Consider the following 25,810-nt stretch of genomic DNA (forward strand, 5'->3'; position numbering starts at 1 on the left):
CCCTCTGGGAGAGGGCTGGGGTGAGGGGCTTTTGATCTTCAGATCAGATCTGCTCTGCCCACAGGTCATATTCGTCAGCGTCAGTCACCTTGCACCAGACCTTGTCACCCGGCTTCAAATTGCTGCCGTTATCAATAAACACGTTACCGTCGATTTCCGGGGCATCGAAGAAGCAGCGACCAACAGCGCCTTGCTCATCGACTTCGTCGACCAGCACTTCGATTTCACGGCCGATGCGCATTTGCAGGCGTGCCGAGCTGATCGCTTGCTGGTGCGCCATGAAGCGATCCCAACGATCCTGCTTGACCTCGTCCGGAACGATCTCCAGATCCAGATCATTGGCTGGCGCGCCGTCTACCGGCGAGTACTGGAAACAGCCGACGCGGTCGAGCTGGGCTTCGGTCAGCCAGTTCAACAGGTACTGGAAGTCTTCTTCGGTTTCGCCCGGGAAGCCGACGATGAAAGTCGAACGGATGATCAGGTCCGGGCAGATTTCGCGCCAGTTCTTGATGCGCGCCAAGGTCTTGTCTTCGAAAGCCGGGCGTTTCATCGACTTCAACACTTTCGGGCTGGCGTGCTGGAACGGGATGTCCAGGTACGGCAGGATCTTGCCGGCGGCCATCAGCGGGATCAGCTCGTCAACGTGCGGGTATGGGTAAACGTAGTGCAGACGGACCCAGACGCCGAGGGTGCTCAGCGCTTCGCAGAGTTCGGTCATGCGGGTTTTCACCGGCGCGCCGTTCCAGAAACCGGTGCGGTATTTCACATCTACGCCGTAAGCGCTGGTGTCTTGCGAAATGACCAGCAACTCTTTAACGCCGGATTTGACCAGACGCTGAGCTTCGTCGAGCACATCACCGACCGGACGGCTGACCAGTTTGCCGCGCATCGACGGGATGATGCAGAAGGAGCAGCTGTGGTTGCAGCCTTCGGAAATCTTCAGGTAGGCGTAGTGGCGCGGGGTCAGCTTGATGCCTTGCGGCGGCACCAGGTCGATCAGCGGATTGTGATCCTTACGCGGTGGCACCACTTCGTGCACGGCGTTTACCACTTGCTCGTACTGCTGCGGACCGGTCACGGCCAGCACGCTCGGGTGCACGTTGCGGATGTTGCCTTCTTCCACGCCCATGCAACCGGTGACGATCACCTTGCCGTTTTCCTTGATCGCTTCGCCGATCACTTCCAGCGACTCAGCCTTGGCCGAATCGATGAAACCGCAGGTGTTGACGACTACAACGTCGGCGTCCTGATAGGTGGACACCACGTCATAGCCTTCCATGCGCAGCTGGGTCAGGATGCGCTCGGAGTCGACCAGTGCTTTCGGGCACCCTAACGATACAAACCCTACACGTGGGATATTACTCATATACTTACAACCTGCAGGGTTTGCCCTGAGCGAATTTCGTGGCGCGCGATTCTAGACGCTGTACAAAAAATGTGCAAAAAAATAGTTGCGGTTGATTATCAATTGCGAATTGTGATGTTTTAGGTAGGGAGTGCCTTTTTATGTATTACTACAGTGAGCAGTCTCGTTATAAAGGCTTTCAGGAGGATGTGACTTCTCAAGGCGGATTTACCAAACGACCAGGCAACATAGTGTATTCTTGGGAAGTTGATGATCATGCTGCTAGGAAAATAAGGCGTCGACAGAAATATGCGGTCGTTAGCCTGTTTATTATGGTGCTTTGCGCTTTTGCAACTTATGTATTGAAAAGTGATCTGTGGGTCAATAGCGGTATAAAGTTTGTCGACTACAATACAGTCGTCGTATTGGCAGGTGGTTTGCTGGTTGCTACTTTGGCTACTTCAATAATCTATGAAGCTTTTGTGAATAAGACTCGAGTTTCTAAAAGTTTTATAGATATCGACTATGAGGGTGCAAATACAAAGCGACTCGAAATTCGGCTTCTCGAGTTGATGAATGAAATTGACGAAATTAAGCATGGTAAAGAAGAAAGTGCTCCGAGTAATGGAGGGGTTAGTAGTGCGGAGGCACACACGAGAGAGGTAAAAGAATCGAGTGCTATCGAGTCTTACATACAGGGCCTCATTAAGTCGCTTGAAGGTCATATTGAACTGTCAGACAAGAAAGCTTCAAAACTTTTGGATACTGGTACGATGTATTTGCGGCGGGGTATCTATTTTTATGTTGCGTCAATATTCGTATGGCAGGTTGTGGCTCATGTATGGGGTGTAGATAAACAACTTATTTTTGGCGTTGTTTCTTGTTCGTTTACGTTTCTTGTGGTGGAGTTTTTGGCGGCTTGGTTTCTTAAGCAGTACAGAAGTTTTATTGACTCATCCATTCAGTTTATGCGAGTAAAGTCCGTATTTGATAGATATTTGCTGTCATATTTAGCAGTTAAAGAGTTTTCGAGTCAAGATCCTGCTAATTTTGCGGAATCTAAAGCTCAGGTTCTAAAAGTTCTAGCGGAAGAGATTAAGTGGCCCGACCCAATAAACTCAAAAAATAGTGATGTTAATCATATGGTTCAGCTGTTTGATTCACTCACCGGGATGCTTGAGAAAGTGAAAGATATTGCAGCAAAAAAAGAGAAGGCTGACGCCTGATGGAAGCTTTCGGGGGCTTTGGAGAGGCCAAAGTTTATAGTTACCTACGCTTTTCGGATCCCCGCCAAGCTTCAGGTAATAGCGTCGATCGACAAATGAAGTACGCTGAGCGATGGGCGTCTGAGAAAGGCTTGGTTTTAGATGGATCTTTGTCTCTGAGAGACGAGGGTTTGTCCGCCTATCATCAGCGGCATGTTAAGCAAGGCGCTTTAGGCGTTTTCCTGCGTGCGATTGAAGATGGACGCATTGCTTCCGGTTCGGTGTTGATTGTCGAAGGATTGGACCGGTTGAGTCGCGCCGAGCCTATCCAAGCCCAGGCTCAACTTGCTCAGATCATCAACGCCGGTATCACGGTAGTTACTGCCAGCGACGGCCGCGAGTACAACAGAGCTGGATTGAAAGCTCAGCCTATGGACCTGGTGTATTCGCTCCTGGTGATGATCCGGGCGCATGAAGAGTCAGACACGAAGAGCAGGCGAGTCAAAGCCGCAATCCGTCGTCAATGTGAAGGGTGGATATCCGGTTCGTTTCGTGGGGTGATCCGCAACGGTAAAGACCCACAGTGGGTGCGATTGACCAACGAGGGATGGGAGTTGATCCCAGAGCGTGTCGCAGCAGTAAAGCGGGCGCTTGAGCTTTATCGTTTGGGACTCGGTGCCGGCCGTGCTGCAAACATCATGCATGAAGAGGGATTTCAACTGACTGAGGGAGGAATCTCCGGACTGCAGATTTACCGGACGATTAAGTTGCCTGCGTTGCGAGGTGTCAAACGGTTGAGTCTGGAGGGCGAGGATTACGAGCTGGAGGAGTATTACCCGCGTGTCCTGTCCGATGCAGAATGGAATGATCTGCAGCACCTTGCTGGCCAACGGTTGCGTCGTCGAGGAGCGGGGGAGATACCAGGCATCATCACCGGGGTCGGATTGGCCTACTGCGGCTACTGCGGTACAGCGCTAGTTGCGCAAAACATAATGAAGCGTAGACGTGTGGATGGAAGTATTGCAGACGGCAATCGTAGGTTGCACTGCACTTCGTATAGCAAAAACGGCGGGTGCTCCGCCGGTGGAAGCTGCAGCGTTGTCCCAATCGAGCAAGCGTTACTCAAGTTCTGCACGGATCAGCTCAACCTCCAGCGACTGATGCAGCCAAGCGATGACGGTCAGGCTGTCCATCGTCAGCTTGTGGATGCAAGGGCCGCTGTTGCGAAGATCACAGTTCAGTTAGGCAAGGTAACTGACGCGCTTTTAGCAGACGAGAGTGGCGCCGCCCCTCTGGCGTTTGTCCGTAAGGCAAGGGAGTTGGAATCACAACTTAGAGATGCTGAACAAAGCGTTTCCACATTGGAGTATGAGGTGAGCTCAATATCCGCAGGGGCTGCTCAACCAGCCCAGGCTGAGCGATGGGCGGATCTGTCTGCCCAAGTAGAAACGGGAGATTACGGAGCAAGAGAAAGCGTCAGGCAGTTGGTCATGGACACATTCAGTCGAATTGTCATTTTCATGCGGGGTGTGGACGCAACCGACCGCGAAGGTCTGTTCATTGATGTGCAACTTTTCTCGCGCACGGGGCAGCACCGTATGCTTCGGATCCATCGGAAAACAGGCGATTGGGTGGCGAGTGAGGACTGGGATTAGGCCAAATATTAGCTAAGCTCAATTTCCTATATACTGTCTGAATATACAGTAGTAGCAGGATGCTTTTGTGCTTCAGCAAAACCGCGTTTCTCCGATGCAGCCGTCCACCTCATTCGACCAACTTGCATGCCGTATTTACCGACAGGTCAACAGGGCCTCCGCCCAAGTCCTGCGGCGAACGTTAATACGGCGATTATCTGGCGAGCGCTCCGATGACTGGGATCGACTTCTAGAGCACTTGAATAACGAGGAAAGCGTGAGCTTGAAGCACCTAGGCGACGGGATTGCTCAATTGAGCTGGACCAATCACCACCCCTTCTGATTATCCTGCGGCTAACAAAAGAACGAAAAAATATGCCGCAGGTGTTTGACATAAAATTAGCCTGAGGCTAATTTATCTCCATCAGTTCAGGATATTGCGCTGCGGTGCCCTGATCGCTTTGGAGGTTTACACGATGTACGCCCTTTGCCTTTCGTCGGATGCGCGCTCTCAGTTATCAGACCAGGTCACTCAGAACGGCACCTTTTCGCACCATTTTTTTGCAGAAGACGGACGCTGCTGCGCGACGGCCATTGTTGCCATTGAGCAGGGCTTAGAAGATGTATCTGTTCAGGTCAGACTGGGTAGCACTGTAAACAGTTTGACCATCCCGAAAACTGATCACGTTGCCGAACGAATTGCGCGCCTTCTTGAGGAGCTTGCTCTTTGCAACGATCCGAGAATCACTCCAGACGCCGATGGGCAGTTGACCATTTCCATCCTGGAGCCAAATGCGAAACGACTGTTCAGTCAAAGTATTGAGGGGTATCGGAGTGCAAACGCTGAACTCGATGCCGCAATTGCAAAAGAAAACTGGAGCGCGATACACACAGCCCAAAGTCGCCGTGATCTCCACGCCAGTACGATCGCTTTGATCGTGAACAAGTGCTCTGTAGGTATTGAAGTAGGGGTAAGACCATGATCGGGATCCCCAAGACAGGCACGCTGGAGCTTGGCCGTATCAGTGCCAATGTCAGCAGCGGTTATCAATTCAGCACAGCCGACGGGCGTCCTGCACGTCTTGCGATTATCGATGACCAGGGCAATGTGGTCGAAGCCGGCGATGCTGTTGCACGCGAGGCGTGGAACGTGTGCATCGCTGTAATGAAGAACTTCAAAATTGGCCAAGGTCATATCGTGGTGCACAGTGCCCCGCCGGGATCAGCTCAGGGCGATGCAGGCAAGTTATGTCCACGCAAGGCTAGAGGATGAGCTGCGAAGCTGATCGGAATGCTTTAAGGCACGCCGGTGGGTTATCAACGACGTTACATACCGGTGATTTTCGCATCGATCGCACGGCCGATAATTTCCCAAGTACCGTCCAGAGCTACCGCCTTGTACTCTGGATTGAGTGGCACCAAGTAGCCTACCCCAGCATCTAGATTGTATTGCTTGAAGGTGGTTTCGCCGCTCACGGTGTGGCGGGCGATGTAGAACTTGCCGCTGATGAGGTCAAAGCCTTCAGGGCGAATCAATATCGGAGTGCCTTCCGGGAAGCTAGGCGGTGTGTCCGATGTCATCGACTTTCCCTTGACCTTGAGCCAATAACCACGTGGCCCTGCATTCTCCGTAGACGACAGCCAATCGTCTGCAATTCCGGTCGGATAGCAGACGGAAGATTCGATCTGCTCGCCGGCGGCAACCCATGAGATCAATGGATATTCCCGGGCCTCTCGGTGAGGTTGCAGCATTGGGGAAATGTTGGAATGACCACTTGTAGCCGCCATCCCCTCGATTTCGGCAGCAAGGCGTGGACTGAAGCTCTCGACCGGCTCATTTAGCAGCTTCGCCAGCACCGAAGCAAAGCGGGCATTGAGCGCATTTATACCCTTCAAATAATGGTTCACCGAAACCGGTGTTATGCCTGCGGCATCGGCAATCTTCCGTTGATTCAGCTTGAGAGCGTTCTTCTTAGAAAGATAGAGCTCGTGGGCTGCTTGGCATTCCGCGAATAGGGCAGGGGCGATGGGCTTTTTCTTAGTCATTGTCGAAGTATAAGCCGCTGGCTAACTCATAAGGTTAGCCTTAGGCATTGATAAAAAATATGTTAGCGGTTAATCTTTCGATCATTCATCAATCTTAGGTGTATGACATGGAAGAGATGTCCCTTAGTGATTTAGTGCAACGGATGGGTCAGGCGCCTGTAGCGCGTGCGCTCGGTGTGAAACCGGCGTCGATCGCGAAAGCACTAAGAACTCATCGAAACATCACCGTAACGATCAGTGACGATGGTGCATGTGCAGCCCAGGAGACCCGCCCGTTTCCTTGTCAGGAACACTCGGCGTCACCCGATGGTTTGAAGTCCGGCCACGAGAAAGCGTTGGGGCAGTCTAAATTCGGTAAACAGCCGTGACCACGTCCACACACGGACAGCAGCCCGTTTCCCGTGATCAAGTACTTGTTGCTCATGCCGCTGAGATGATTGCCCGCACCGGTTTGAGCCAAGAGGATTTCGCCCAGGCGCTGAGCTGTAATCTTCATCGCCAGATCCCCGCCAAGGCCGTCAGTAAAGACGTACCCGACTTTGAAATACTGGCTCAGAGCAGCGACAGCGCGTCGTTCCTGAGAGCATCAGGCGCCTGGCTGCGCCGTGTAGGCCGCTGGCTCAACGGTGAGGTAGATTTGCCTTGCTGGCTTGAAGAGGCCTGGGTAGAAGCTCTTGACGGCGAATTTAAAGATGATTGCATCAATGAGCTCGCCAGTCGTCACGGTCTAACTGGCGCACGCGAGCAGGAAGGTGACGGTAATCCGCTTTGTGCGTTCGGCCTGCTCGTGGCTAGGCTGGGCGATACAGTTGCCTTGGGCAGCGAGATCCTTGCAGACGGTCATATCGACCTCCAAGACATCGACAAGCTACCTAGCTTTGTCGATAAGCTCCGGTCCGTCGAAGCGCGCTGCTGTGAGCTTCGCTCGCGTGCCGAAGACGTGCTGCTCGAGCAGCACCAGAAACCTATCCTGCAACAGGTGAATACCCGCCTGTGACTCCGCCGGATAAGGACATCAAATCGCGATCGAGCGACCGCAAGGCCGGCCCCAAAAAGGGTCGGCCTACTGCTGTGCATCGCGACAAGAAAGATCCCCACGCGGCTCTTCGAGCACCTGCTCGAACACCACGGTACTCCGCTCCGCGCCGGCTTACTGGCCAGCAGCTTAAAAACCCCCTACTGCGGATGGCGTTCAAGCGTCTTAGTCAGATCGGCGACCTGCGCGGTATGTACCTTCGCGATCTGGACACCATCCATGGTAGTCGCCGTACACGCTCTGAGAAATTCGATGCGCTGGCCAAGGTTGCAGAGCAGATGCTGCTACGCCTCGATCTGGCGACGGGCGTTTTGGGGTGGCTCGATGTCAAGCGGGGGCAGTTCTTCCTCAACACCCAGTGCGGTGTCGCAGAGGATAGCGGCGTCTCTGCAGCATCCTTCAATCGCCTGCTGCACAGCATGGAACTGGCCGACTATGTTTACCGGCGTGTCGAGAAAATTCGATTGGATGAAAAGGATGAAGCGGGACTTAACCTGGTGCGAACTCGTGTCCTGGTGCGATTCACGGAAAAGTTCTTTGCTGACCTTGGTGTGCGGTACCTCTGGTATCGGGCGAAAAAGGCAGCCTTGAAGAAGCGTGAAAAGGAGCTGCGTGACATCAGCGGGCTGCGCTTGGCGCGTCAGGAGAGGGCGTCCCTGGAAGCCCTACGGCGCGAGCAATCACGTACCAACTGGGAACGTAGTGAGGCACGCAAGGTGGCTCACAGCCAGGGTGAGATGCCAGAGCAGGTCAATTCACCCGGTCGTATTAGGGCTTCCCAGGCGCCCGACAGTAGGCCTGGTGGCGTGGACGATTCCCTGGCGCGCCTGATGCGCAGTATCCAGGTCAAGAAAGACACCTAGCCCCCCGAAACGATCGCATCCCCTGCGAGGCCAGGCTACGTCTGGCAGTCGAGAAAACACCCTATCTCAGCACTCAACCTTCCGCCGTGCATCGCCATGGCGGCAATCGGCCATGTGGACGTCTCCTTTACAGCGCGATTTAGCCGCGCCGCCGGCGCGCAAACGGGGCAACCAGAAAGCCTTTGAATTAAATGGAATTTTATACCCCCTTCAGCACCCCCGTTGGGTATAAAAAGAGGCTTTCGAGGTGTCCACAGGGTCGGTGTGTTGGGTACAAGATGATGCCTTCGCCTAAGGGCTCAGTTCGCTGCGCTCAGCTTTTTATGAGGATCGCGGGCTACGCGCCCGCCCAGCGGCAGGGCAGTGCCCTGCACCCCGTGCTGGATACCCGGCACCCAGTGCCGTGGATCCAGCAGGCGTCAAAAGCGGTGATCGGGCGCGCCGAGGTGCAATTGAAATTTGCGAGCGGCGGTCGCGGGCACGATCGGGCGGCGCGGCTAAGATTTTTGGGGCGAAATTGTCAGACCACCGGCCGCTGCGCGGGTTCCGCCGCGCCAGAGTTGTGGGTATCAGGTGAGATCGTGTAGGCGGCTTATATGCCTGCGCTGCAGGCATTCGGGTGTGGGTTTTGAGAGATGTGCAGTGGGGCCACGAGAACGGAGAGGATGGGGCGCGTCGGGGAGGTTGCGAACAGGGTACTTGGGTCAGCCTGGTTGCGAGGAGCCGACCTGCAGGAACAGTTCTTGCTGCTGATCCGCCGGCAAACTTCTGATTCTCTCTAGAAGGAGTGTGTCGAGGTGTTGTGCTGGAAGTCTCAAGGAATGCTTGAACGTAAGTTCGGATACCCAAGTGTGCCCGCACTTCGCGTCCAGGCACTGGCAGTAGAGCTTCACATAGCCACGAGTAATTTCCTCCCGTGAACTGATACGTCCTTTGTAGTCGCAGGCAGTGCAGTAAATTCGCATGGTTCCCTCCCCAGGGTTTCAGAGCCATTATTATGCCGTCACCTACGGTGATAATCACCTAATACTGTGTATTTAGTCAGTGGTTTTTTCGTCTTCTTTTGGGGCTTTCCAACTAATTCGCCTGTCCGGGCGTAGCGTGGCATTCACCTGGTCGAACAGCTGACAAATCGGCCGGATCTCATTGCTGGTATAGACTCGGTCAATCTTTTCGATGTCGCCAAAACCACCGCTGTTCTCCGGAATGATGCCGGCGAGCGCTGGGTTCATTCGCCAAGCGGCGATCACGTCGTTGCGGGTGATGTTCTTCACCTTCTCCAGCTCGTCTTTGGCTTGGAAGTCGCCCACGGGGATGATCTGGATGGCGTTCTCTTTGCCGTTCGGGATGTTGACGAACATCGATCGGAAGTTGCCCACACCCTTGCTGGAGCTGATCTGCGCGCGCAGGTTGTCCTCGTCCTCCTCGGTCAGGTCGGGGTCGTTGGTGTAGAAGATGTAACCGGCGTGGGCACCGTTGCTGTAGTAGCGCCGGCGGAACAACGTGGCAGCTTCGTTGAGCAGCAGTGCCTGCATGCCGCCCAGGTAGTCCGGCACCCCGTAGATGTTCTGTTCCACGTCATAGTCGAGCACGTGCTCGATCTCGTCCTGATCGAAGTCCATGAACTTGTTGTCGGGCAGCAGCATCCGGAAGCCACCGTCGACCTTGATCCGCATGTTGATCGCTGCCAGGTGCTGCAGCTCCAGGACTTGGCCGAAAGCGTTGGTGTCGCGGTAGAAGAACGCTTCGCCAAATACCATGTAATCCAACCCCGCGCAGCCCATCGTTCGAGCGCTGCAGCCGGCCGAGGGAATCAACTCACGCAGCAGCAGGTTGCGCTTGAACTTCGGGATTGCGCCGTGGTGCGCGTTGGCGCGCAGCAGTTTGGCCAGGCCGGGACGCGACACCGGCGGCTTGTAGATTTCGCCGTCGTCGCTGAGGAACACCCCCAGGTACTCGCCGATGTTGCCCGACAGCACCTGCTCGGGTTCGCCAAACGTAAACGCCCGCATGGGCTGCTGCTGTTGCGCGTGCTGGTTGACCGGGCGATTTCTGCGTCGATGCTTGGGCATTGTTTCCACTCGTGACGTAGCGGCTACGACGCCGCTTGTTGGTATTCAAAGGTTCGTTGGCCAAGGCGTGCATGACCGCCCACGCGATATCGGCGTGGCCGGTCGCGTCGGTACGCGAGGCGCTGTAGGTGATCTGGCCGCTGTTGGTGGCGCCGCGTTTGATGGTCAGGAAGGCTTGAGCGATGTCGGTCCAGCCGGCATCCCACTCGATGCGACTGCCTTGAATCGTGTCCTGAGCTTTGAGCACCAGGGCGTTTTTTGTCTCAAGGCTGTAGTGAATCGGCGTCGCTTTGGCATAGAAGTCGCGCACCAGGTCGAACACGCCATAACCTACGCCGGTGACATCGATGCCGATGTGCTGGACGTTGAAACGCTCGGTCAGCTTCTTGACCTGAGCGGCCTGGTAGGTGAACGAGTGACCACGCCAGCTGTGCTTTTCCAGGATCCGGAACTTCGCGCCTGGCTCGAGCGGCGGGGCGATGACAACGCACGTCGCGTCGTCGCGAGTCCGGCTCGGGTCATAGCCCAGCCAGACCGGGCTGTTGCCGAACGGTCGTTCCTCCTCGGGTTTGTAGTCCTCCCACAGCGACAGGTCGGAATAGCACCGCTCCAGATCCTTGAGGCCGAACGCGCTCTGTGTGCTGTCGATGAACTTGCAGTAGAAGAGCTGCTGAAACTTGTCCTCGTCGTACTCCAGCTGCAGCTGCTCGAGGTCGAACAGATCGCAGCCGCCGTCGATCGCATCCTGGATAGTGATGGTTTTGCGCCATTGGCCGTCCGGACACAGCGCACCTTGGGTATACGCCGCCTCGATCGGCCAGGTGCCGCCGGCCTTTTTCCCGCGCTTGCTGTTGCGGAATTCTTCGCCAGTCCAAAACGGGTAGGCCTGGTGCGACACCGCGCTGGGCGTCGAGAAATAGGTCTTGCGCCATTTTTTGTGGGTGCCCATGGCGCTGGCCACGGTGCTGAGTTTTTCGAAGTCGCGGATCCAGAAATATTCGTCGACGTAGACGTGACCGTGGTAGCCCTGGGCGGTGCTGCTGTTGGTGCTGAGAAAGCGCAGTTCGGCGCCGTTGCTCAGCACGATCGGGTTACCGGTCAGCTCGATGTCGAACCACTGCTTGGCGAACTGGATGATGTAGCTGCGGAAGATCTCGGACTGTGATCGGCTGGCCGACAGAAAGACCTGGTTGTCGCCACTCAAGACTGCGTCCATGAACGCTTCGCCGGCGAAGTAGTAGGTCAGGCCGACCTGACGACTTTTGAGGATGTTGCGGATCCGGCAAGTCAGCGGGTTTTGCTTGGCCGCGAACAGCTCCTGCTGGTAGCGGTACATTTTGCTGATGAACTTATCCAGGAAGTCGACTTCGGTCAGACCGCTGATGTCGTTCTTGGCCTTCTTCTCTTTCTTCTTGCCGCTGCCTTCACCACGGCCGGAACGTTCGCCACGCGGCCGCTGGCGAGGTTCCGAGGCATCGCCCGGATCGTCTCCGATCGATGCTGCCGCCGGCGCCGGTTTTGCGGCTTGCTTTAGCAGTCGTTCGCGCACGGCGGTCAGCCGGTCGAGTTCATTTAGATCGTCCTTGGAAAGGCTGCCGACCTTATCCAGCAACAAGGTGATACGCCGGCCAACAGCGGTCAGCGGTTCCTCGTCCGACAGCATGTCCTCCCAACCACCCTGGCGGATCCAGTAATAGACGATCCGGATGTTGGGCAAGTTGAGTTGCGCCTGAATTTCCTTGGCCTTACAGCGGCGCAGAAACAGGCGTTTGGCGGCTTCTTTAACTTCGGTCGAGTAGTACATGGGCCGCAGTCTATGCGGCGAAAACGGTGAAAACGCGGTGTTAAATTCCGTGATCCTCCTAGTTTTTGAATCTAGGAGAAACGCGCAATTGAACCGTTTGTTAGAGAGCGATTCGCTCCATATCTTGGCGGCTCAAATCACCGATTGAGCGCAGTTATCGCCCATGCCCCGTTCCCTTGTTTCGTTCTGGAAACGTGTCGCCACCAGCGGCACCACCGCCGATGGTCGCGAGATCCTTCCCCAGGAACTGCGCGATATCGCCGAAACCTATAAGCCGTCCAAGTACACGGCTGTGATTTGGTGTGACCACGAGCGCTGGAGCGGTTCCCACGGCACTGTTTACGCCGTGCGTCTGGTGGAAGCGGGCGACGATCTGGAAGAGGGGCAAATTGCCCTGGAAGCCCAGCTCAAGCCCAACGATCGACTGCTGTACCTGAATGACCAGGGCCAGAAGCTGTTCACCAGCATCGAGATCACCCCGAACTTCGCCGGCAGTGGCAAAGCGTACCTGACCGGCCTGGGCGTGACTGATGAACCCGCCAGCCTGGGCACGCAGGAACTCTATTTTTCGAAGAAAACCCACAAGGACGCTTTCTACGCCGCGTCCGTGGAATTGGGCTCCTTTGAAGAGGAACCCCAGGGCGAAGTGGGCAAGCTGATTGGCTTACTCACCGGCCTGTTCAAGCGCTTTGCAGCGGACGCCCCGCCCGCCGAACCCACCACCCCAACCGAGAGCAAACCCCAAATGGATGAAGCTACAGCAACGGCCCTTAAAGCCCTGCTGGCTCAATTGCTGATTGTCGCTGCTGGCATTCAGGCTGTGATTGAGCCCGTCGCGGAAGAGGCTCCTGAGCCTGAAGCCGCACCGATCGATGACGTGCAAGCGGCGGTCGACGGCATCGTGACCACTGCCGAAGAGGAGCGTGAGTTCGGCCGCAAGGGCGGCGCCACGAACAAAGCCCTGCTCGCCAGCATGGCAGCATTGCAGAAGCAATTCTCTGCGCTGCAGAACACCCCGACCGGCCGCCAGCTGCCACGCAACCCCGGTCCAGTGACCACTGCCAAAAAGCGGGTGCTCTGACATGGGTCAGCCATTGAGCGCCAAGGGCGCCAAGCAATATGCCGCGCTGCAGGAAGCGATCGCCGAAACCTACGGTGTTGAGCGCGCCAGCAAGTCTTTCAGCGTTGAACCGTCGATCGCGCAAGAGCTGAACGATTCGATCACCGCCAAGGCCGATTTCCTGGAGCGCATCAACGTCGTTCCGGTCAGCGAGATCAAAGGCGAAAAAGTGTTCATTGGTGTCAACGGTCCAGTGACCGGCCGCACCAACACCAAGACCACCGATCGCGAGGCCAAGGATGCTTCGGCGCTGGAAAACACTACCTACGAACTGAGCGACACGCAGTCCGACGTAGGTTTGCCATACGCGAAGATCGACGCCTGGGCGAAGTTTCCGGACTTCCAGGATCGCTATTCAGGCGCGGTGCAGAAGCGTATCGCCCAGGACCGCATTGTGATCGGCTTCCACGGCACGCACGCGGCAACTCAAACCGATCTGGCTGCGAATCCAAAGCTGCAGGACGTGAACAAGGGCTGGCTGCAACAACTGCGTGAGCAGGCCCCGCAGCAGGTGCTCAAGGAAGGCGCTGCTGCAGGCAAGGTGACACTCGGCGCCGGCGGCGACTACGCCAACCTCGATGCCCTGGTGCATGACACCAAGCAAATGGTCGACGAGATCCTGCGCGAAGACGGCGACCTGGTTGCGATCATCGGTTCCGATCTGTTGGCGGCTGACAAGGCCAAGCTGTACACCAAACAGGGCGACACCCCGACCGAAAAAGAGCGCATCGAAAACCTGCAGGTCATCGCGACTTACGGCGGTCTGCCTTCGTTCAGCGTGCCGAACTTCCCGGTCAATGCCGTGTTGGTCACCAGTTGGGACAACCTGTCGATCTACTTCCAGGACTCCAGCTGGCGCAAGCAGGCCGTCGACAACCCGAAGCGCTCCCGCGTCGAGGACTACAACAGCCGCAACGAAGGTTACGTGATCGAGCAGTTGGAAAAGATCGCTCTGACCGAGAACGTGGAGCTGCTGGCGTGAGCCTGGCCCTGGCGCACAAGCGCCGCACCTTGGCCATGGGTGTGACTGCTGTTGCCGCAGCGCAGTCGAGCGCGGCTATGCCGTACACCCCGGCCGACGCGCTGAGCAGTCCGGCCAATGCACGCAAGAACCTGATGCTGCAGGAAGCGTCGTTAGATCAGGATCTGGCGCGCCTGAGCGCGATGAAGGGAGCTTTGGCAGGACGCCAATTGCTCAAGCGCAACGAGCTGCTGCCCAAGTACCAGGAATACGTGCAGCGCTACTGCGAGTCGGGGCTGAACTTCACCAATCGCGTTGCGGTGCAGGTGATGGTCTGGCTGTTCGATACCGCCCAGTTCGAAGACGCACTGGAGCTGGCCGACTTTCTGATGGAGCAGGGCCAAAAGATGCCGGAGCGATTCAATCGCCGAGACATCCAGACCTTTGTTGCGGATGCAATCGCCGATTGGGCGTACGACGAATACAACGCCGGCCGCAGTCCTGAGCCCTACCTGTCCGACCTGTTGCCCCGCGTTGACGGTGAATGGGACCTTCCTGAGCAGATCCCTAGCAAATACCACAAGTTGATCGGCATGCGCGCTATGGAGGCTGAGCAGTGGGAAACCGCGCTCAAGCATTTGGAACGCTCCACCGAGCTGTACCCGAAAGCCGGCAACGACACCCGCATCAAAAAGGTCCGCAAGGCCTTGGAAAAACAAGCGGCCGCTAACCCGGCTTCCGAATAACCGACTACCCCCCCAGCGGGGACCTGTGGAAGTGAGCCGCCCATTTATGGACCGTCCCACTGAAAACAGGCTCCCCGCCCTATTCGAGCGGCCAGCAATGAGCTTTTCCGGGAAACCCACCACCATTGTGGAACAAGCGATCGAGAACGACGGCTTCTGGCCGGACCTCTCCGTGTCCGAGTTCCAGAAAGGTTATCGGTTGCCGGCAGAGCACCTGATCGAAATGCTGGTCATCAACCTGACTACCGCCATGACAGACGTAAATCGTGACTTGGCGAAGTTAAAAGCGCGATGGAAGGACGCTGGAGTGTCACGCGTTGAGTCTGCAGACACCACCGTCCTTCCGGAGCGCACCTTTCAAGCAGAGACGTACAAGCGCGCTGTGTATTGTCGCGCCAAAGCCAGTTTGTTGCCGGAGTTTGCTTCAGTAATTCGTCGTGAAAGTGCCGAGAATCTGGGCAAGGAAGCCCCTGAGCGCAAGGAAACGTACCTCGAATTCAGCCAGCAGGCCGTTCGGTCGCTGCAAGGCCGTAGCCGCGTAACGGCGGTGCTGCTATGACCAAGCTGCAAGGACTGACCGCGTATCTGTTGGAACGCCGCCTGGTCGAGCCTGAACAACTCGACAGCTGGACGGAGCAGGTAAAGCTTTCGCTGATCTGGAAACCCGACGTCGACGGCATGCACTTCGCCGATATGCACTATCGCGCCGTGATTGTCCTGGAGCGTTTCGCCGCCAACCCGGCTCGCATGATGGCGTTGGTCGGCAGTTGGCTGGAAAAACACGACTCCAACCGCGACCTCCATGAACTGCCTCCGCCGGAATTCCTTGTAGAGCCGCTGGATAACGATCTGTTCGACGTGGAAATCACGCTGGAGTTTGTCGAGCCGCAATATCTGGCCGAAGACCCCGCCGGCGAGATCGACGCCTTCGGCAAGACTTGGGCTTTTGTCCCGTTTGATCTGTGGGTTGCAGAGCGCGGCGAGGTGGCCACCGATGGCCGGCCGTAGCACGTTCGAACTCGACATTCGCGGTCGCTTGGGCGTGCGTGAACAGCTGGCATTGCTGAGTCTGCCGCCGCAAATGCGCCGCCGCTTGCTGAACCAGGTCACCAAACGCGTGCGGACGATGAGCCGCAAGCGCGTGCGTGAGCAGAAGAACCTGGACGGCACGCCCTTCGCCCCGCGCAAGGGCGACAGCAAGGGCAAAAAGAAGATGGAAGCCGGCCTGGCCAAGTTGATGGTGGTCACCCGGGTGTCCGCTGATGAAGCGGAATTGGGCTGGAAAAACGCCCTGACCCGATGGGTCGCCGCGCAGCAGCATAACGGCGTCAGTGAGCGCCGCACCGCCCAACAGATGCGCCGATGGAACAAGACCCCACCGGGTTTGGCAGCAACCGACAAGCAGGCCAAGCGCTTGCGCCGGTTGGGCTTCCGTGTGCGCCTAGCAGGCAAAAAGACGCTGACCCGGCCGTCTGTAGCGTGGATTCAGGAGCATGTGAATTACGCCAAAGCCGGCCTGTTGATACGGATCCTCGACGACCAGCGCAGCGAAAGCACCGGCGCGCAAAGCTGGGAAATCACCTTGCCGAAACGCCAGTTCATCGGCGCCGAAACTGAACGCGAAACCAATCTCCTGATTAACCAGGTGTTGCAACAAATCCTAACTTCACCCCGCTAACGAGGCACTGCATGGCACTCGGTCAAGTCACCGTCGACAATCTCAATCTAGGCCAGGGCGCCGTGACAGAGGTTGAGCGTTACTTTCTTTTCATCGGCCCCGCCGCCAAAAACGTCGGCCAATTCATCCCGCTGAACACCGACAGCGACCTGGACACGGCGCTGGGCATTCCGGCCAGCGACCTTAAAACGCAAATCACTGCGGCACGCCAGAACGGTGGTCAGCGCTGGGCCTGCATCGCGGCACCGATCGGCCCCGAGGGTGACTGGGCCACCGCGTTGCAGAAAACGCAGCAACAGGGCGTTTCCGTAGAAGCGGTGATTGTTACCAAGCCCGTAGTGAAGGCCGATGAACTGAAGGCCATGCACGACGCTGCCGTTGCGCTGAACAACACCTACGGGCGTCGTGTTTTCTTCCTGGCAAGTACTGCCGGCAACACCGTTGACCAGACTTGGGCGCAATACCTCACCGAGCAAAAAGCATTGGTAGCAGGGGTGGCCGCACCACGCGTTGCAACGGTGCCGCAGCTTCACGGTAATGACCTAGGCGTGCTGGCCGGTCGCTTGGCCAACTCGGCGGTAAGCATCGCTGATAGCCCAATGCGCGTGGCCACCGGCCCGGTGCTGGGACTTGGCCAGGTGCCCACTGATAGCGAGCTGATCCCGCTGCCGTCCGCTGTGCGCAGTGAGCTGGATCGGGCGCGGCTCTCCGTGTCGCAGATCTATCCGGATTACCCAGGCGTGTACTGGGGCGACTGCAACATGTTGGACACCCCGGGCAGCGATTTTCAGGTCGTGGAGTACCTGCGCATCACCGACAAGGCCGCGCGCCTGATTCGCCCGCTACTGATCCGCCGTGTCGCCGATCGCCGCTTGAACAGCACGCCCAACAGCATGGCGGTCAACACCAACCAACTGATGGCCCCGCTGCGCGCCATGGCCAAGTCCGTCAAGTTCGCCGGCGAGGTGTTTCCTGGTGACATTGAGCCGCCGAAGGATGGCGACCTGGTGCTGGAATGGCTCAGCAAAACCAAGGTTGCGGCCTACATCAAGCTCAAACCCCTCAACTGCCCGAAAGACCTCACGGCGAACATTGCCCTGGATCTTTCCACTGACAAAACGGAGTAACGCCCCATGGCGAAAATTGGCGGCAAGAACTTCGACGTGAGCCTGGGCGATCTGTCGCTGCACGTCGAGAGCTGCACCCTGGACATTACCGACAACTCGGCTGTGGCCCAAACCCGGGGCGTGCCTGACGGCTACGTAGAGGGCGACGTGGCCGCTGCCGGCGAACTGGAACTGGATAGCTCCAACTTTCAGTTACTGATCGACGCGGCGCGATCGGCGGGCAGCTTCCGCAAGCTCAAGCCGTTCGACGCAGTGTTCTTCGCCAAAGCCGGCGAAGACGAGGAACTGCGCGTGGAGGCGTTCGGCTGCAAGGTGAAGATCTCCAGCTTGTTGTCGATCGATCCAAAAGGCGGCGAGAAGACCAAGCACAAAGTGCCGTTTGACGTGACTAGTCCCGACTTTATCCACATCAACGGCGTTCCGTACCTCGACGCTACTGAGATCGAGGGGATCCGCTAATGGTGGATTGGTTCGACCGCGCCCAGGAGCTGGAGCAGCGTCAACGTGACCAGGCGATCAAGGCCCAGTTGCTGACGCCTGTGCCAGTCGGGCCAAGCCTGACCCATTGCCAGGACTGCGACACACCAATCCCGCCGGCGCGCCAGGCGCACGGTGGCATAACCCGGTGCGTCCCGTGCCAGACGGACATCGAGAAGAGTAAACGCCGATGACCACTGAAACTTCGCGTCTGGGAACGCTGGAGCGGCAACTTGCCGTGATCGAGCACCGCATGAACGAGTTTGAAGGTCGTCACGAAACCGTGCCGACTCGCGTGACCAAGCTTGAGCAGCAATTCGAAAACATGACTGGCCAGCTCAAGGAACTGAACAAAGGCCAGCAGGCGTTGACCCTGGCGGTGAACGTGATCGGCTCGAAGGTCGGGCGCTTGCTGACCATCCTGACGCTGGTTGGCGCCGTCCTGCAGATGGTGGTGCCGGCACTGTTGCGGATGTGGTTCCCATGAGCCTGCGCGGCAGGGTCATGGCCGGTGCGATCGCGCTGGCCAGCACGCCGCTGGTGATCTTCCTGGGCACCTGGGAAGGCAACGGCCAGAACACCGTTTACGCGGACAAGCTCGCCGGCGGACTGCCCACGGTTTGCAAAGGCGTCACCCGGTTTACGAGCCCGTACCCGGTCGTGGTCGGCGACTACTGGTTGCCCGCCAAGTGCGCCGAGGTGGAGCAACTGGTGATCCGCAAAACGCAGCTGCAGTTGGCCGAGTGCATCACGAACCCGAACGTGGGACAGACCACGTTCGACGCACTCACCAGTCATGGCCACAACTTCGGCGTGACCAGCACCTGCGCCAGTCGAGCGGTCGCGCTTATCAACGCCGGCCGCCTCGCCGAAGGCTGCAAAGCTCTGGCATGGGCGCCGGACGGCAAGACGCCGGTATGGGCCTTTGTGACTGACGCCAAGGGCCAGAAGCGCTTTATTCCGGGCCTGCACAACCGCCGGCTGGCCGAATCCCGGCTGTGTGCGGAGGGCTTGTGATGCCGCGCCAAGCCTTGTTCCTGGTCGTGTTGTGCCTGGTCGCCTGGATCGGTTTTGACTCGCTCGAAGGCCAGCGCGACGAAGTCAGGCGTGAGCGTGATAGCGCGAAATGGGAGGCCACCGGCCTGCGGGAAGCGGCACGCATCAGCGGCGAGATGCTGGCCGAGCGGGACGCGATCGACCAACGAAACACCAAGGAATTGACCGATGTACTCACTGAAAACAAGCGCCTGCGCCGCGCTGTTGGCGATGGCACTGGCCGGCTGTACGTCAGCGCCACCTGTCCCGCTTCCGGATCTTTGTCCGCCACCGCCGGCACCGGCCGCGTGGCTGATGCAGGACGCGCCGAACTCGCAGCAGACGCTCGACCGGATTATTTCACCCTCCGAGATCAGCTCGCCTTAAGCCGGCAAATGATCGTCGGACTGCAGCAATACGTCCGTGGCGTGTGCCAGCGAACGCCAGCGCACCAGGACACGAATTTTTCCAACCTCAACAAGAGATCTACCCAATGAGCCAACAGAACAACACCGAAATCACCCTGGAAGTCGGCGAACAGGAATTCACCTTCAACCTGACCCCGGCCGACGTCACCAAGTACTTCAACGCGCTGACCCAAACCAACAAGGTCGCCCCAGGCAACAACCTGTTGATGACCACTGTGCTGCAGGAACAAAAAACCGTACTGAAACCACTGCTGGGCAACCCGGTGATGGTGATGCAGATCGCCGGTGCGCTGCTCGAGGAGTACGCGCCGAACGTTGAGGTGATCGTAAAAAAGCGCACGAGCACGCTGAGCGCTTAAGCGAAAACGGCCTGGGCCAGCTCATGGCCCTGACGAACCGATGGCTACCTGGTACGGAACCCACGCCCGAGGCGATGGGAACCGCCAAGTGGCTAGAGGACGAATACTGGAAACGCATGGAGTTTGCCGTGGCTAACGGCATCGCCCTTGCGCTGAACGGGTAACGACTTTGGCAGACCGTAGCGCCAGCCTGGCTTTCATTCTCAGCTTGCAGGACAAGGTCACCGCGCCTCTGGGCAAGGTGAAAATGGGTTTTTCCGAGCTTGCTGATCAGAGTGAAAAACACATCAAGACGATCGGGCTTGGCCTGGGCGGCGTGACCGCTGCTGTGGTCGGGATCCGTGAGTCCATGGAACCGGCGCTGGAGGTCAATCGCGCCCTGGGCGACGTCCGATCGTTGGGCGTGGCCGAGGATGCGTTGTCGGCACTCAATGCCAAGTCGCTGGAATTTGCGGTGAGCTACGGCGAGAACGCCAAGGATTTTGTGGCCTCGGCTTACCTGATCGAGGGCGCCATCAAGGGGCTTGCCGGCAACCAGCTCGCCACGTTCACCAACACCAGCAACTTGCTGGCGAAGGCCACCAAGTCCGACGCCGAAACCATGGGCGAATACGTCGGCACGCTCTACAACCTGCAGAAGTCCCAAGCGGATGCGATGGGGGAGGGCGCATGGGTGGAAAAACTCGGCGGGCAAACCGCGCTGGCCGTGCAGCTGTTTCGCACGAGCGGCGCCGCGATGAAAGACGCCTTCAAGGAGGCCGGCGCGGTCGCCACCACATCTGGCGTCGACCTTGCCGAACAGATGGCGGTGATCGGCACGCTCAGCAGCACCATGGAGGGCGGCGACGCCGGCGGGCGCTATAAGGCGTTCTTCGAAAACATCGGTGCGGCGTCGGAAAAACTTGGCATGAAGTTCACCGATCAGCAGGGCAAAGTCCTGCCGATGATGGCGATTCTGGACAAGCTGCAGGGCAAGTTCGGGGATCTGACCAGCGCGTCGGCCGGGGCCGAGTTAATGGAGGCCTTCGGCGGCGAAGGTGCCCAGGTGATCGGCGCGCTGGCCAAGGACACCGATCGACTGCGCAACGGCATCGAGCAACTGGGCAAGGTGCGCGGTTTGGAAAATGCCGAGCAGATGGCCAGGGCCATGGTCGATCCCTGGCAACAGTGGGCGTCCCTGGTCGAGGTCATGCGTGTGGTGTTTGGCCAGGTGCTAATCCCGGTACTGACACCGTTTATGAACAAGATGGTCGACATCGGCAAAACCCTGGTGCGTTGGTCGCAGCTCTTTCCCAACATCACCCGGGTGATCGGCATCACCGCACTGACCATCATGGCGATCGTCGGCGCGATGTCGTTGTTGACCGTCGTGGTCGGCGTTGCACGGATGACTTGGCTGGGCCTGTTATCGGTTTGGAAGATCGTGCAGTTGCTGAACCTGCGCACCGTTGCCGGCTTCGTCCTGCAGAAACTGGCGATCCTGGCTTACATGGCCGTGATCTACACGCTCAGCGCGGGCCTTGCCCTGGTACGCGGCGCCATGCTGCTGTGGCAGGGCGCGATCTGGCTGGTCAACGCGGCGCTGCTGGCCAACCCGATGGTGTGGATTGTGGTCGGTGTTCTCGCCCTGGTGGCCGTCATTGTCGCGGCGGTTCACTACTGGGACGAATGGACGTCCGCCCTGATGAACACGGCTGCGTTCCAGTTCGTCGCTGACAAGCTCCAGAAGCTGTCTGACTGGTTTAACTCCATGGGCGGTTGGTCAGGTATGGCCAAGGCCGCATGGGACAGCATCGTCGGCATTTTCACCAAGGCCGTAAACGGCGTGATCGAGCTGCTGAACAGCATCCCGGGCGTGAACATCGAAGCGCGTTTTGGCGGCATGCCTGAAGTGCCCGGCGTCGATGCCGCGACCAATGCCGCTGACACCGCCAACGCCGCGCAGAAAGCCCAGCAGACCATCAACGCGGCAATCTCCAGCCTTTCACCGGCGCGCCCTTCAGCGGTGCCCCCCGGTGGTCTGCTGACCAGTATCCAGAACAACAACAGCAGCCAGAACAAGGGCACGCATGTGGAGAACGTGAACATTCACACGGGCAAGAACATGACGCCGCTGGAGATGGAAAACATGGTCGCAATGGCGGTCGGCGGATGAGCGAGTACGTAGACCTGTTGATCGTCAACAACGACCTGGCGCTGGATCCGTCACACCAGCCGCTGCTGGTCGATGACCGCGCCTGCATCGCCCAGGACATCGCTCACATGATCCGCGACAGCGGGTTGCTGGTGACACTGGTGGCCGAGCGCGATCGGTTGCGGCAGCGCGACTGCATCCAGCAACTGGAATTGTTGGTGGAGGACGACCAGCGCCTGGTGCCCGGTACGGCACGCATCACCCAGCAGGAACCAGGTGTGTACCTGGTCACTGCGAAAACCCTGAAATTTGGTTCGATTGAGGTAAGTCTGTGAGCCAGGTCGATTTTAAGAAGGTGATCGCCGACGCCGGCATCCCGACCACCGAGGCCGGTTTGAAAGCTGCGTGGGAAAAGGAAGTGGAAGCCCAGGGCGCGAAGGTGGCCAATACCAGCAGTTATTCGCCGTTCTGGCGGGTGGTGACGGCGCTGGTGACCAAACCGGTGTTGTGGTTGTTGGACTTTCTGTGCCTGACGGTACTGCCGAACTTCTTTGTCAAAACGGCGGTGGACGCCTGGCTGGACATGCTCGCTTGGGCGGTCAACGTCGAGCGTAAAGGCGCCACCAAAGCCCGCGGTAAATTGCTGTTTACCCGGGCCTTGCCGGACGGCGTCATGGAATTGGAAAAAGGCATTGTGGTGCAGTCGGCCGCCATCAACGGCAACGTGTACAAACTGATTACCACGGCGCCGGCGACGTTCGTAGCCGGTCAGTTACAGCAGGAAGTCCCCGTGGAGGCAATCGAATCGGGCAGTGGTTTCAATCTCGCGCCGGGTTACTACGCGATCCTGCCTGTGCCGGTATCGGGAATTGTCCAGGTGGTGAACAAGGACGGTTGGCTGGAATCACCCGGTGCGGATCCGGAGCCGAACGACCAGCTGCGTTTGCGCGTGCGCAACCAGTTCTCGGCGGTGAACCAGTGGCACACCGATGCGGTATATCGCGCCATGATCTCGGCTTTCCCGGGTGTTCGTCCGGACGGCGTTTACTTCGAACACGGCGCTCCACGTGGGCCGGGCAGTGCGAACGCCTTCGTGTTGTTTGACGCGGGCGTGCCGGCGGCGACTTACCTGGAGCAAATCAATTCGCACATCCGCGACCAGGGCAACCATGGCCACGGCGATGATCTGCTGGCCATGGTGATGCCTGAAGTGCCTGTGAGTGTTGCGATGACGCTTTGGCCGCAACCGAACCTGAGCACCGAGCAGATCGAGGCGCTGAAAAGTGAGATCGAGCTATTCATCCGGGCCGCGTTTCGGGAAAGCACGCCCCGCGATTATCAGCCGACGCTGACTTATCCCCAGTCGCGCTTCAGCTTTAGTCGACTGGCTGAGGAACTGCACCAGCAGTTTGCCGATATTGCCTCACTGCGGTTTACCCCCGGCGTCGACATCACCAGCGGATTGGACATCCCGCGCCTGACGTCGCTGAAGGTGAACCTGCAATGAACAAACTGAAACTGCCGTTCTGGCTTGGCGGTACCGAGCTTTCGAAACTGGTCGCGGCTGCACAGGCGTGGTGGGAAACCGTCACCGGCTGGCTGCGCTGGCCTTACTCGCAGATTGATCCCGACACCTGCCACATGAGCATCCTTGAACTGTGGGCCTGGCAGCGGGACGTGACGCGCTTCAAGGGCGAACCCGAGTCACTGTTTCGACTGCGCGTGAAATACGCATTCATCAACTCGGTCGACGCCGGCAGCACCGCCGGGTTGAAACGAATTTTCGAGCGACTGGGCGTGGGTTACGTCGAGATCGAGGAACGTCAGCCCGACCGCGATTGGGACGTGGTGCTGCTGAAGTTCAGCAACGCGCAACTGTCGCTCAATCCCGAGCTTTTGCGCGTGCTGATTCAGCAATACGGCCGAACGTGCCGGCGCTACGACTTTGTCACCATCACCCCCGTGGGGCTGCAAATTGCCCTGATCGACTTCAACGACGACCAGCAAACGCTGGTTGCCAGCCTGTAGGAGCGCACCGTGAGCGCCAGTATTACCTTGGCCGGCGAAAGCCAAATCGCCCTTAAACAAAGCCAGCAAAAGCCGCTGATCGTTAGCCGATTCATCTTTGCGAATGTGCCCGGGCTTGATCCGACCGCGCCGCTCGATCGCGCTGCCGGCAAGCCACCGGCTGCGCAGATCGTTCACGTCTACACCATCCCGGAAAAGAACGCGGGTTTCGTGAATCCGAACCAGGTGGTGTACAGCGCACAGTTGGGGTCTGACGTTGGCGACTGGGACTTTAACTGGGTCGGCCTCGAGGACGCCGACGGCATCTTGTTCGCCGCGTCGTCGGTGCCTCTGCAACAAAAGCGCAGGAACATTCCGCCGGAGCAGATCGGCAACAACGTTACCCGCAATTTCCTGGTGGCCTTTGACGGCGCTATGAAACTGACCGGCGTAAAGATCGATGCCAGCACCTGGCAGCATGACTTTACGGTGCGCCTTGCCGGCATTGATGAGCGAGAGCGCCTGAGCAACCGTGAGGTGTACGGCCGCGCCTGCTTTTTCGGTAACTCCTTGGCATTCGGGAAGGGCGAAAACGGTTTCCAGTTGGGCGCTGGCACTGCCTACATCGAAGGCATCCGGGTGTTCATGGAAAAGCCTGTGCCTTTATCGGGCGTTGCCGTTGGAACTGTGACACTCGACGTTTGCCTGGAGCGGCAATTAAGCGATCGGGTCGCGACGTGGAAAGTGATTTTCGGACAGCAAGGTGACTACACCGACGCTGCGGGTGTTCGCCATTACTGCGTGCCGATCGCTTATTACGCATCTCCGACGGAAATTTATGACGCCCGTGAGCCTGAGCCGATCGCCGGTGCACTCATTAAACATTTGGCGGCGCGTAAAGGGGATTACGCGGAGTTGCGCGCCCGGGCAACCACCAAAGCAGACGTCGGACTGGGCAACTTGCCCAACGCAATCAGCGATGATCCTGGAACCAATAGCAGTCAGATCGTCGCGTCGACGGCCGCACTGAACAAGCTGCAAAAACAAGTCGGTGATTCGATGACCGGCATGGTGGCTGCGTTTGCTATGACCGCCGCTCCGGCGGGATGGTTGAAGTGCAACGGCGCAGCCGTTTCCCGTGCCACATACGCGCAGCTCTTTGCCTGGCTTGGGACGCACTACGGCGCTGGTGACGGTTCAACCACGTTTAATTTGCCGGACATGCGCGGATTATTCCCACGCGCCTGGGACGACGGTCGCGGTCTGGATCCCGGCCGAGCGTTCGGGGTGTATCAGGACATGCAACTCCACTCCCACGCGCACTCTGCGTCAGCGGCGGCGGTGGGCGATCACTTGCACGCTGCGTGGACTGATGCGCAAGGAAACCACGTCCACAGCGCGTGGACTGATGCTCAAGGTAACCACGACCATGGATGGCGCATTGCAGCTACGGGCCAAGGTATCTCTGTGGGTTACCCAGCGGGCGGCGGCAGCATCGTCGACTTGGAAATGGCAGGAGGAAAAAACGCCGATAACCAACCGATGCGCACCGACTACCAGGGCAACCACGCACACAACGTTGGCATCGGCGCCGCCGGGCTTCACGCACACAACGTCGGCGTGGGCGGCGGCGGAGCGCACACCCACGGCGTAACGGTCGCTGCCGCCGGCGGCACCGAGACCCGCCCCCGCAACATGGCCCTTTTCTACTGCATCAAATATTGAGATCGAGC

Annotated in this window: 32 protein-coding genes; 27 read left to right on the top strand and 5 right to left on the bottom strand. The window is 58.2% G+C overall.

Annotated elements, in window-relative coordinates; translation table 11 throughout:
* Window positions 1-43 precede the first annotated feature (43 nt).
* Complete coding sequence (gene rimO / locus AC3IUF_RS06160) at window positions 44-1,366, bottom strand: 30S ribosomal protein S12 methylthiotransferase RimO (RefSeq protein WP_489280647.1); 1,323 nt, start codon at window positions 1,364-1,366, stop codon at window positions 44-46.
* 140 nt (window positions 1,367-1,506) lie between these two features.
* Between rimO and AC3IUF_RS06165 the strand changes: the two genes are divergently transcribed.
* The 5 genes from AC3IUF_RS06165 to AC3IUF_RS06185 all read left to right on the top strand — a co-directional run bounded on the left by AC3IUF_RS06165 (window position 1,507) and on the right by AC3IUF_RS06185 (window position 5,457).
* Complete coding sequence (locus AC3IUF_RS06165; protein WP_489280648.1) at window positions 1,507-2,571, top strand: hypothetical protein; 1,065 nt, start codon at window positions 1,507-1,509, stop codon at window positions 2,569-2,571.
* Window positions 2,571-4,205 (top strand): recombinase family protein, encoded by a 1,635-nt coding sequence (locus AC3IUF_RS06170; protein ID WP_489280650.1) that lies wholly within the window; start codon window positions 2,571-2,573, stop codon window positions 4,203-4,205. The genes AC3IUF_RS06165 and AC3IUF_RS06170 overlap by 1 nt, the downstream gene beginning before the upstream one ends.
* Window positions 4,206-4,299: 94 nt before the next feature.
* Window positions 4,300-4,527: a DUF1654 domain-containing protein gene (locus AC3IUF_RS06175; RefSeq protein WP_489281607.1), complete on the top strand. Its 228-nt coding sequence runs from the start codon at window positions 4,300-4,302 to the stop codon at window positions 4,525-4,527.
* Between the two features lie 133 nt (window positions 4,528-4,660).
* Complete coding sequence (locus AC3IUF_RS06180; RefSeq protein WP_489280652.1) at window positions 4,661-5,167, top strand: hypothetical protein; 507 nt, start codon at window positions 4,661-4,663, stop codon at window positions 5,165-5,167.
* Complete coding sequence (locus tag AC3IUF_RS06185) at window positions 5,164-5,457, top strand: hypothetical protein (RefSeq protein ID WP_489280653.1); 294 nt, start codon at window positions 5,164-5,166, stop codon at window positions 5,455-5,457. The genes AC3IUF_RS06180 and AC3IUF_RS06185 overlap by 4 nt, the downstream gene beginning before the upstream one ends.
* A 53-nt stretch (window positions 5,458-5,510) precedes the next feature.
* On the opposite strand, the gene AC3IUF_RS06190 is transcribed toward AC3IUF_RS06185, so the two are convergent.
* Window positions 5,511-6,230 carry a S24 family peptidase gene (locus AC3IUF_RS06190; RefSeq protein ID WP_134101691.1) on the bottom strand — a complete coding sequence of 240 codons (720 nt, stop codon included), beginning with the start codon at window positions 6,228-6,230 and terminating at the stop codon, window positions 5,511-5,513.
* Between the two features lie 107 nt (window positions 6,231-6,337).
* Between AC3IUF_RS06190 and AC3IUF_RS06195 the strand changes: the two genes are divergently transcribed.
* The 3 genes from AC3IUF_RS06195 to AC3IUF_RS06205 all read left to right on the top strand — a co-directional run bounded on the left by AC3IUF_RS06195 (window position 6,338) and on the right by AC3IUF_RS06205 (window position 8,129).
* Window positions 6,338-6,598 (top strand): Cro/CI family transcriptional regulator, encoded by a 261-nt coding sequence (locus tag AC3IUF_RS06195; protein ID WP_489280655.1) that lies wholly within the window; start codon window positions 6,338-6,340, stop codon window positions 6,596-6,598.
* Window positions 6,595-7,227 carry a hypothetical protein gene (locus AC3IUF_RS06200; protein ID WP_489280656.1) on the top strand — a complete coding sequence of 211 codons (633 nt, stop codon included), beginning with the start codon at window positions 6,595-6,597 and terminating at the stop codon, window positions 7,225-7,227. The genes AC3IUF_RS06195 and AC3IUF_RS06200 overlap by 4 nt, the downstream gene beginning before the upstream one ends.
* Before the next feature lie 188 nt (window positions 7,228-7,415).
* Complete coding sequence (locus tag AC3IUF_RS06205; protein ID WP_489280658.1) at window positions 7,416-8,129, top strand: hypothetical protein; 714 nt, start codon at window positions 7,416-7,418, stop codon at window positions 8,127-8,129.
* 704 nt (window positions 8,130-8,833) lie between these two features.
* On the opposite strand, the gene AC3IUF_RS06210 is transcribed toward AC3IUF_RS06205, so the two are convergent.
* From AC3IUF_RS06210 to AC3IUF_RS06220, 3 genes are all read right to left on the bottom strand, one after another.
* The gene (locus tag AC3IUF_RS06210) at window positions 8,834-9,094 is read right to left on the bottom strand and encodes an ogr/Delta-like zinc finger family protein (RefSeq protein ID WP_489280660.1); all 261 of its coding nucleotides are present in this window, start codon (window positions 9,092-9,094) and stop codon (window positions 8,834-8,836) included.
* Between the two features lie 72 nt (window positions 9,095-9,166).
* Entirely contained in the window at window positions 9,167-10,009 is an 843-nt protein-coding gene (locus AC3IUF_RS06215; protein WP_489281609.1) for a phage portal protein, read from the bottom strand.
* On the bottom strand, window positions 9,948-12,005 hold the full coding sequence (locus AC3IUF_RS06220) for a terminase large subunit domain-containing protein (RefSeq protein WP_489280661.1): 2,058 nt from the start codon (window positions 12,003-12,005) through the stop codon (window positions 9,948-9,950). The genes AC3IUF_RS06215 and AC3IUF_RS06220 overlap by 62 nt, the downstream gene beginning before the upstream one ends.
* Before the next feature lie 163 nt (window positions 12,006-12,168).
* Here AC3IUF_RS06220 and AC3IUF_RS06225 point away from each other — a divergent pair, with 163 nt between their 5' ends.
* The 19 genes from AC3IUF_RS06225 (at window position 12,169) to AC3IUF_RS06315 (ending at window position 25,802) form a co-directional block, all read left to right on the top strand.
* On the top strand, window positions 12,169-13,086 hold the full coding sequence (locus AC3IUF_RS06225; protein ID WP_489280663.1) for a GPO family capsid scaffolding protein: 918 nt from the start codon (window positions 12,169-12,171) through the stop codon (window positions 13,084-13,086).
* 1 nt (window position 13,087) lies between these two features.
* Entirely contained in the window at window positions 13,088-14,107 is a 1,020-nt protein-coding gene (locus AC3IUF_RS06230) for a phage major capsid protein, P2 family (RefSeq protein WP_141129387.1), read from the top strand.
* Complete coding sequence (gene gpM, locus AC3IUF_RS06235) at window positions 14,104-14,832, top strand: phage terminase small subunit (protein ID WP_489280665.1); 729 nt, start codon at window positions 14,104-14,106, stop codon at window positions 14,830-14,832. Before AC3IUF_RS06230 ends, gpM begins: the two co-directional genes overlap by 4 nt.
* A 97-nt stretch (window positions 14,833-14,929) precedes the next feature.
* The gene (locus AC3IUF_RS06240; RefSeq protein ID WP_489281610.1) at window positions 14,930-15,391 is read left to right on the top strand and encodes a head completion/stabilization protein; all 462 of its coding nucleotides are present in this window, start codon (window positions 14,930-14,932) and stop codon (window positions 15,389-15,391) included.
* A complete protein-coding gene (locus AC3IUF_RS06245; protein ID WP_489280667.1) occupies window positions 15,388-15,840 on the top strand; it encodes a phage tail protein in 453 nt (150 codons plus the stop codon). The genes AC3IUF_RS06240 and AC3IUF_RS06245 overlap by 4 nt, the downstream gene beginning before the upstream one ends.
* Window positions 15,827-16,510 carry a phage virion morphogenesis family protein gene (locus AC3IUF_RS06250; protein WP_489280669.1) on the top strand — a complete coding sequence of 228 codons (684 nt, stop codon included), beginning with the start codon at window positions 15,827-15,829 and terminating at the stop codon, window positions 16,508-16,510. The genes AC3IUF_RS06245 and AC3IUF_RS06250 overlap by 14 nt, the downstream gene beginning before the upstream one ends.
* A gap of 11 nt (window positions 16,511-16,521) precedes the next feature.
* Entirely contained in the window at window positions 16,522-17,637 is a 1,116-nt protein-coding gene (locus AC3IUF_RS06255) for a DUF2586 domain-containing protein (RefSeq protein ID WP_489280671.1), read from the top strand.
* 6 nt (window positions 17,638-17,643) lie between these two features.
* Entirely contained in the window at window positions 17,644-18,096 is a 453-nt protein-coding gene (locus AC3IUF_RS06260) for a phage protein (protein ID WP_039756525.1), read from the top strand.
* Window positions 18,096-18,308, top strand: coding sequence for a TraR/DksA C4-type zinc finger protein (locus tag AC3IUF_RS06265; protein WP_489280673.1), 213 nt, complete (start codon window positions 18,096-18,098; stop codon window positions 18,306-18,308). Before AC3IUF_RS06260 ends, AC3IUF_RS06265 begins: the two co-directional genes overlap by 1 nt.
* Complete coding sequence (locus tag AC3IUF_RS06270) at window positions 18,305-18,601, top strand: hypothetical protein (protein ID WP_242210095.1); 297 nt, start codon at window positions 18,305-18,307, stop codon at window positions 18,599-18,601. The genes AC3IUF_RS06265 and AC3IUF_RS06270 overlap by 4 nt, the downstream gene beginning before the upstream one ends.
* A complete protein-coding gene (locus AC3IUF_RS06275; protein ID WP_489280675.1) occupies window positions 18,598-19,131 on the top strand; it encodes a lysozyme in 534 nt (177 codons plus the stop codon). Before AC3IUF_RS06270 ends, AC3IUF_RS06275 begins: the two co-directional genes overlap by 4 nt.
* A complete protein-coding gene (locus AC3IUF_RS06280; protein ID WP_489280677.1) occupies window positions 19,131-19,646 on the top strand; it encodes a lysis system i-spanin subunit Rz in 516 nt (171 codons plus the stop codon). The genes AC3IUF_RS06275 and AC3IUF_RS06280 overlap by 1 nt, the downstream gene beginning before the upstream one ends.
* The gene (locus AC3IUF_RS06285) at window positions 19,643-19,936 is read left to right on the top strand and encodes a putative phage tail assembly chaperone (protein WP_395599137.1); all 294 of its coding nucleotides are present in this window, start codon (window positions 19,643-19,645) and stop codon (window positions 19,934-19,936) included. Before AC3IUF_RS06280 ends, AC3IUF_RS06285 begins: the two co-directional genes overlap by 4 nt.
* 23 nt (window positions 19,937-19,959) lie before the next feature.
* Window positions 19,960-20,100, top strand: coding sequence for a DUF6890 family protein (locus AC3IUF_RS06290; RefSeq protein WP_177433972.1), 141 nt, complete (start codon window positions 19,960-19,962; stop codon window positions 20,098-20,100).
* A gap of 5 nt (window positions 20,101-20,105) precedes the next feature.
* Entirely contained in the window at window positions 20,106-22,091 is a 1,986-nt protein-coding gene (locus tag AC3IUF_RS06295; protein WP_489280680.1) for a phage tail tape measure protein, read from the top strand.
* Window positions 22,088-22,405, top strand: a complete 318-nt coding sequence (locus tag AC3IUF_RS06300; protein ID WP_071173502.1) for a DUF2590 family protein — start codon at window positions 22,088-22,090, stop codon at window positions 22,403-22,405. Before AC3IUF_RS06295 ends, AC3IUF_RS06300 begins: the two co-directional genes overlap by 4 nt.
* Entirely contained in the window at window positions 22,402-23,577 is a 1,176-nt protein-coding gene (locus AC3IUF_RS06305; RefSeq protein WP_489280682.1) for a baseplate J/gp47 family protein, read from the top strand. The genes AC3IUF_RS06300 and AC3IUF_RS06305 overlap by 4 nt, the downstream gene beginning before the upstream one ends.
* A complete protein-coding gene (locus AC3IUF_RS06310; protein WP_122698986.1) occupies window positions 23,574-24,098 on the top strand; it encodes a phage tail protein in 525 nt (174 codons plus the stop codon). Before AC3IUF_RS06305 ends, AC3IUF_RS06310 begins: the two co-directional genes overlap by 4 nt.
* Before the next feature lie 9 nt (window positions 24,099-24,107).
* The gene (locus tag AC3IUF_RS06315) at window positions 24,108-25,802 is read left to right on the top strand and encodes a phage tail-collar fiber domain-containing protein (protein ID WP_489280684.1); all 1,695 of its coding nucleotides are present in this window, start codon (window positions 24,108-24,110) and stop codon (window positions 25,800-25,802) included.
* Window positions 25,803-25,810: the final 8 nt, after the last annotated feature.

This window comes from Pseudomonas sp. KH_040, from assembly GCF_057839305.1.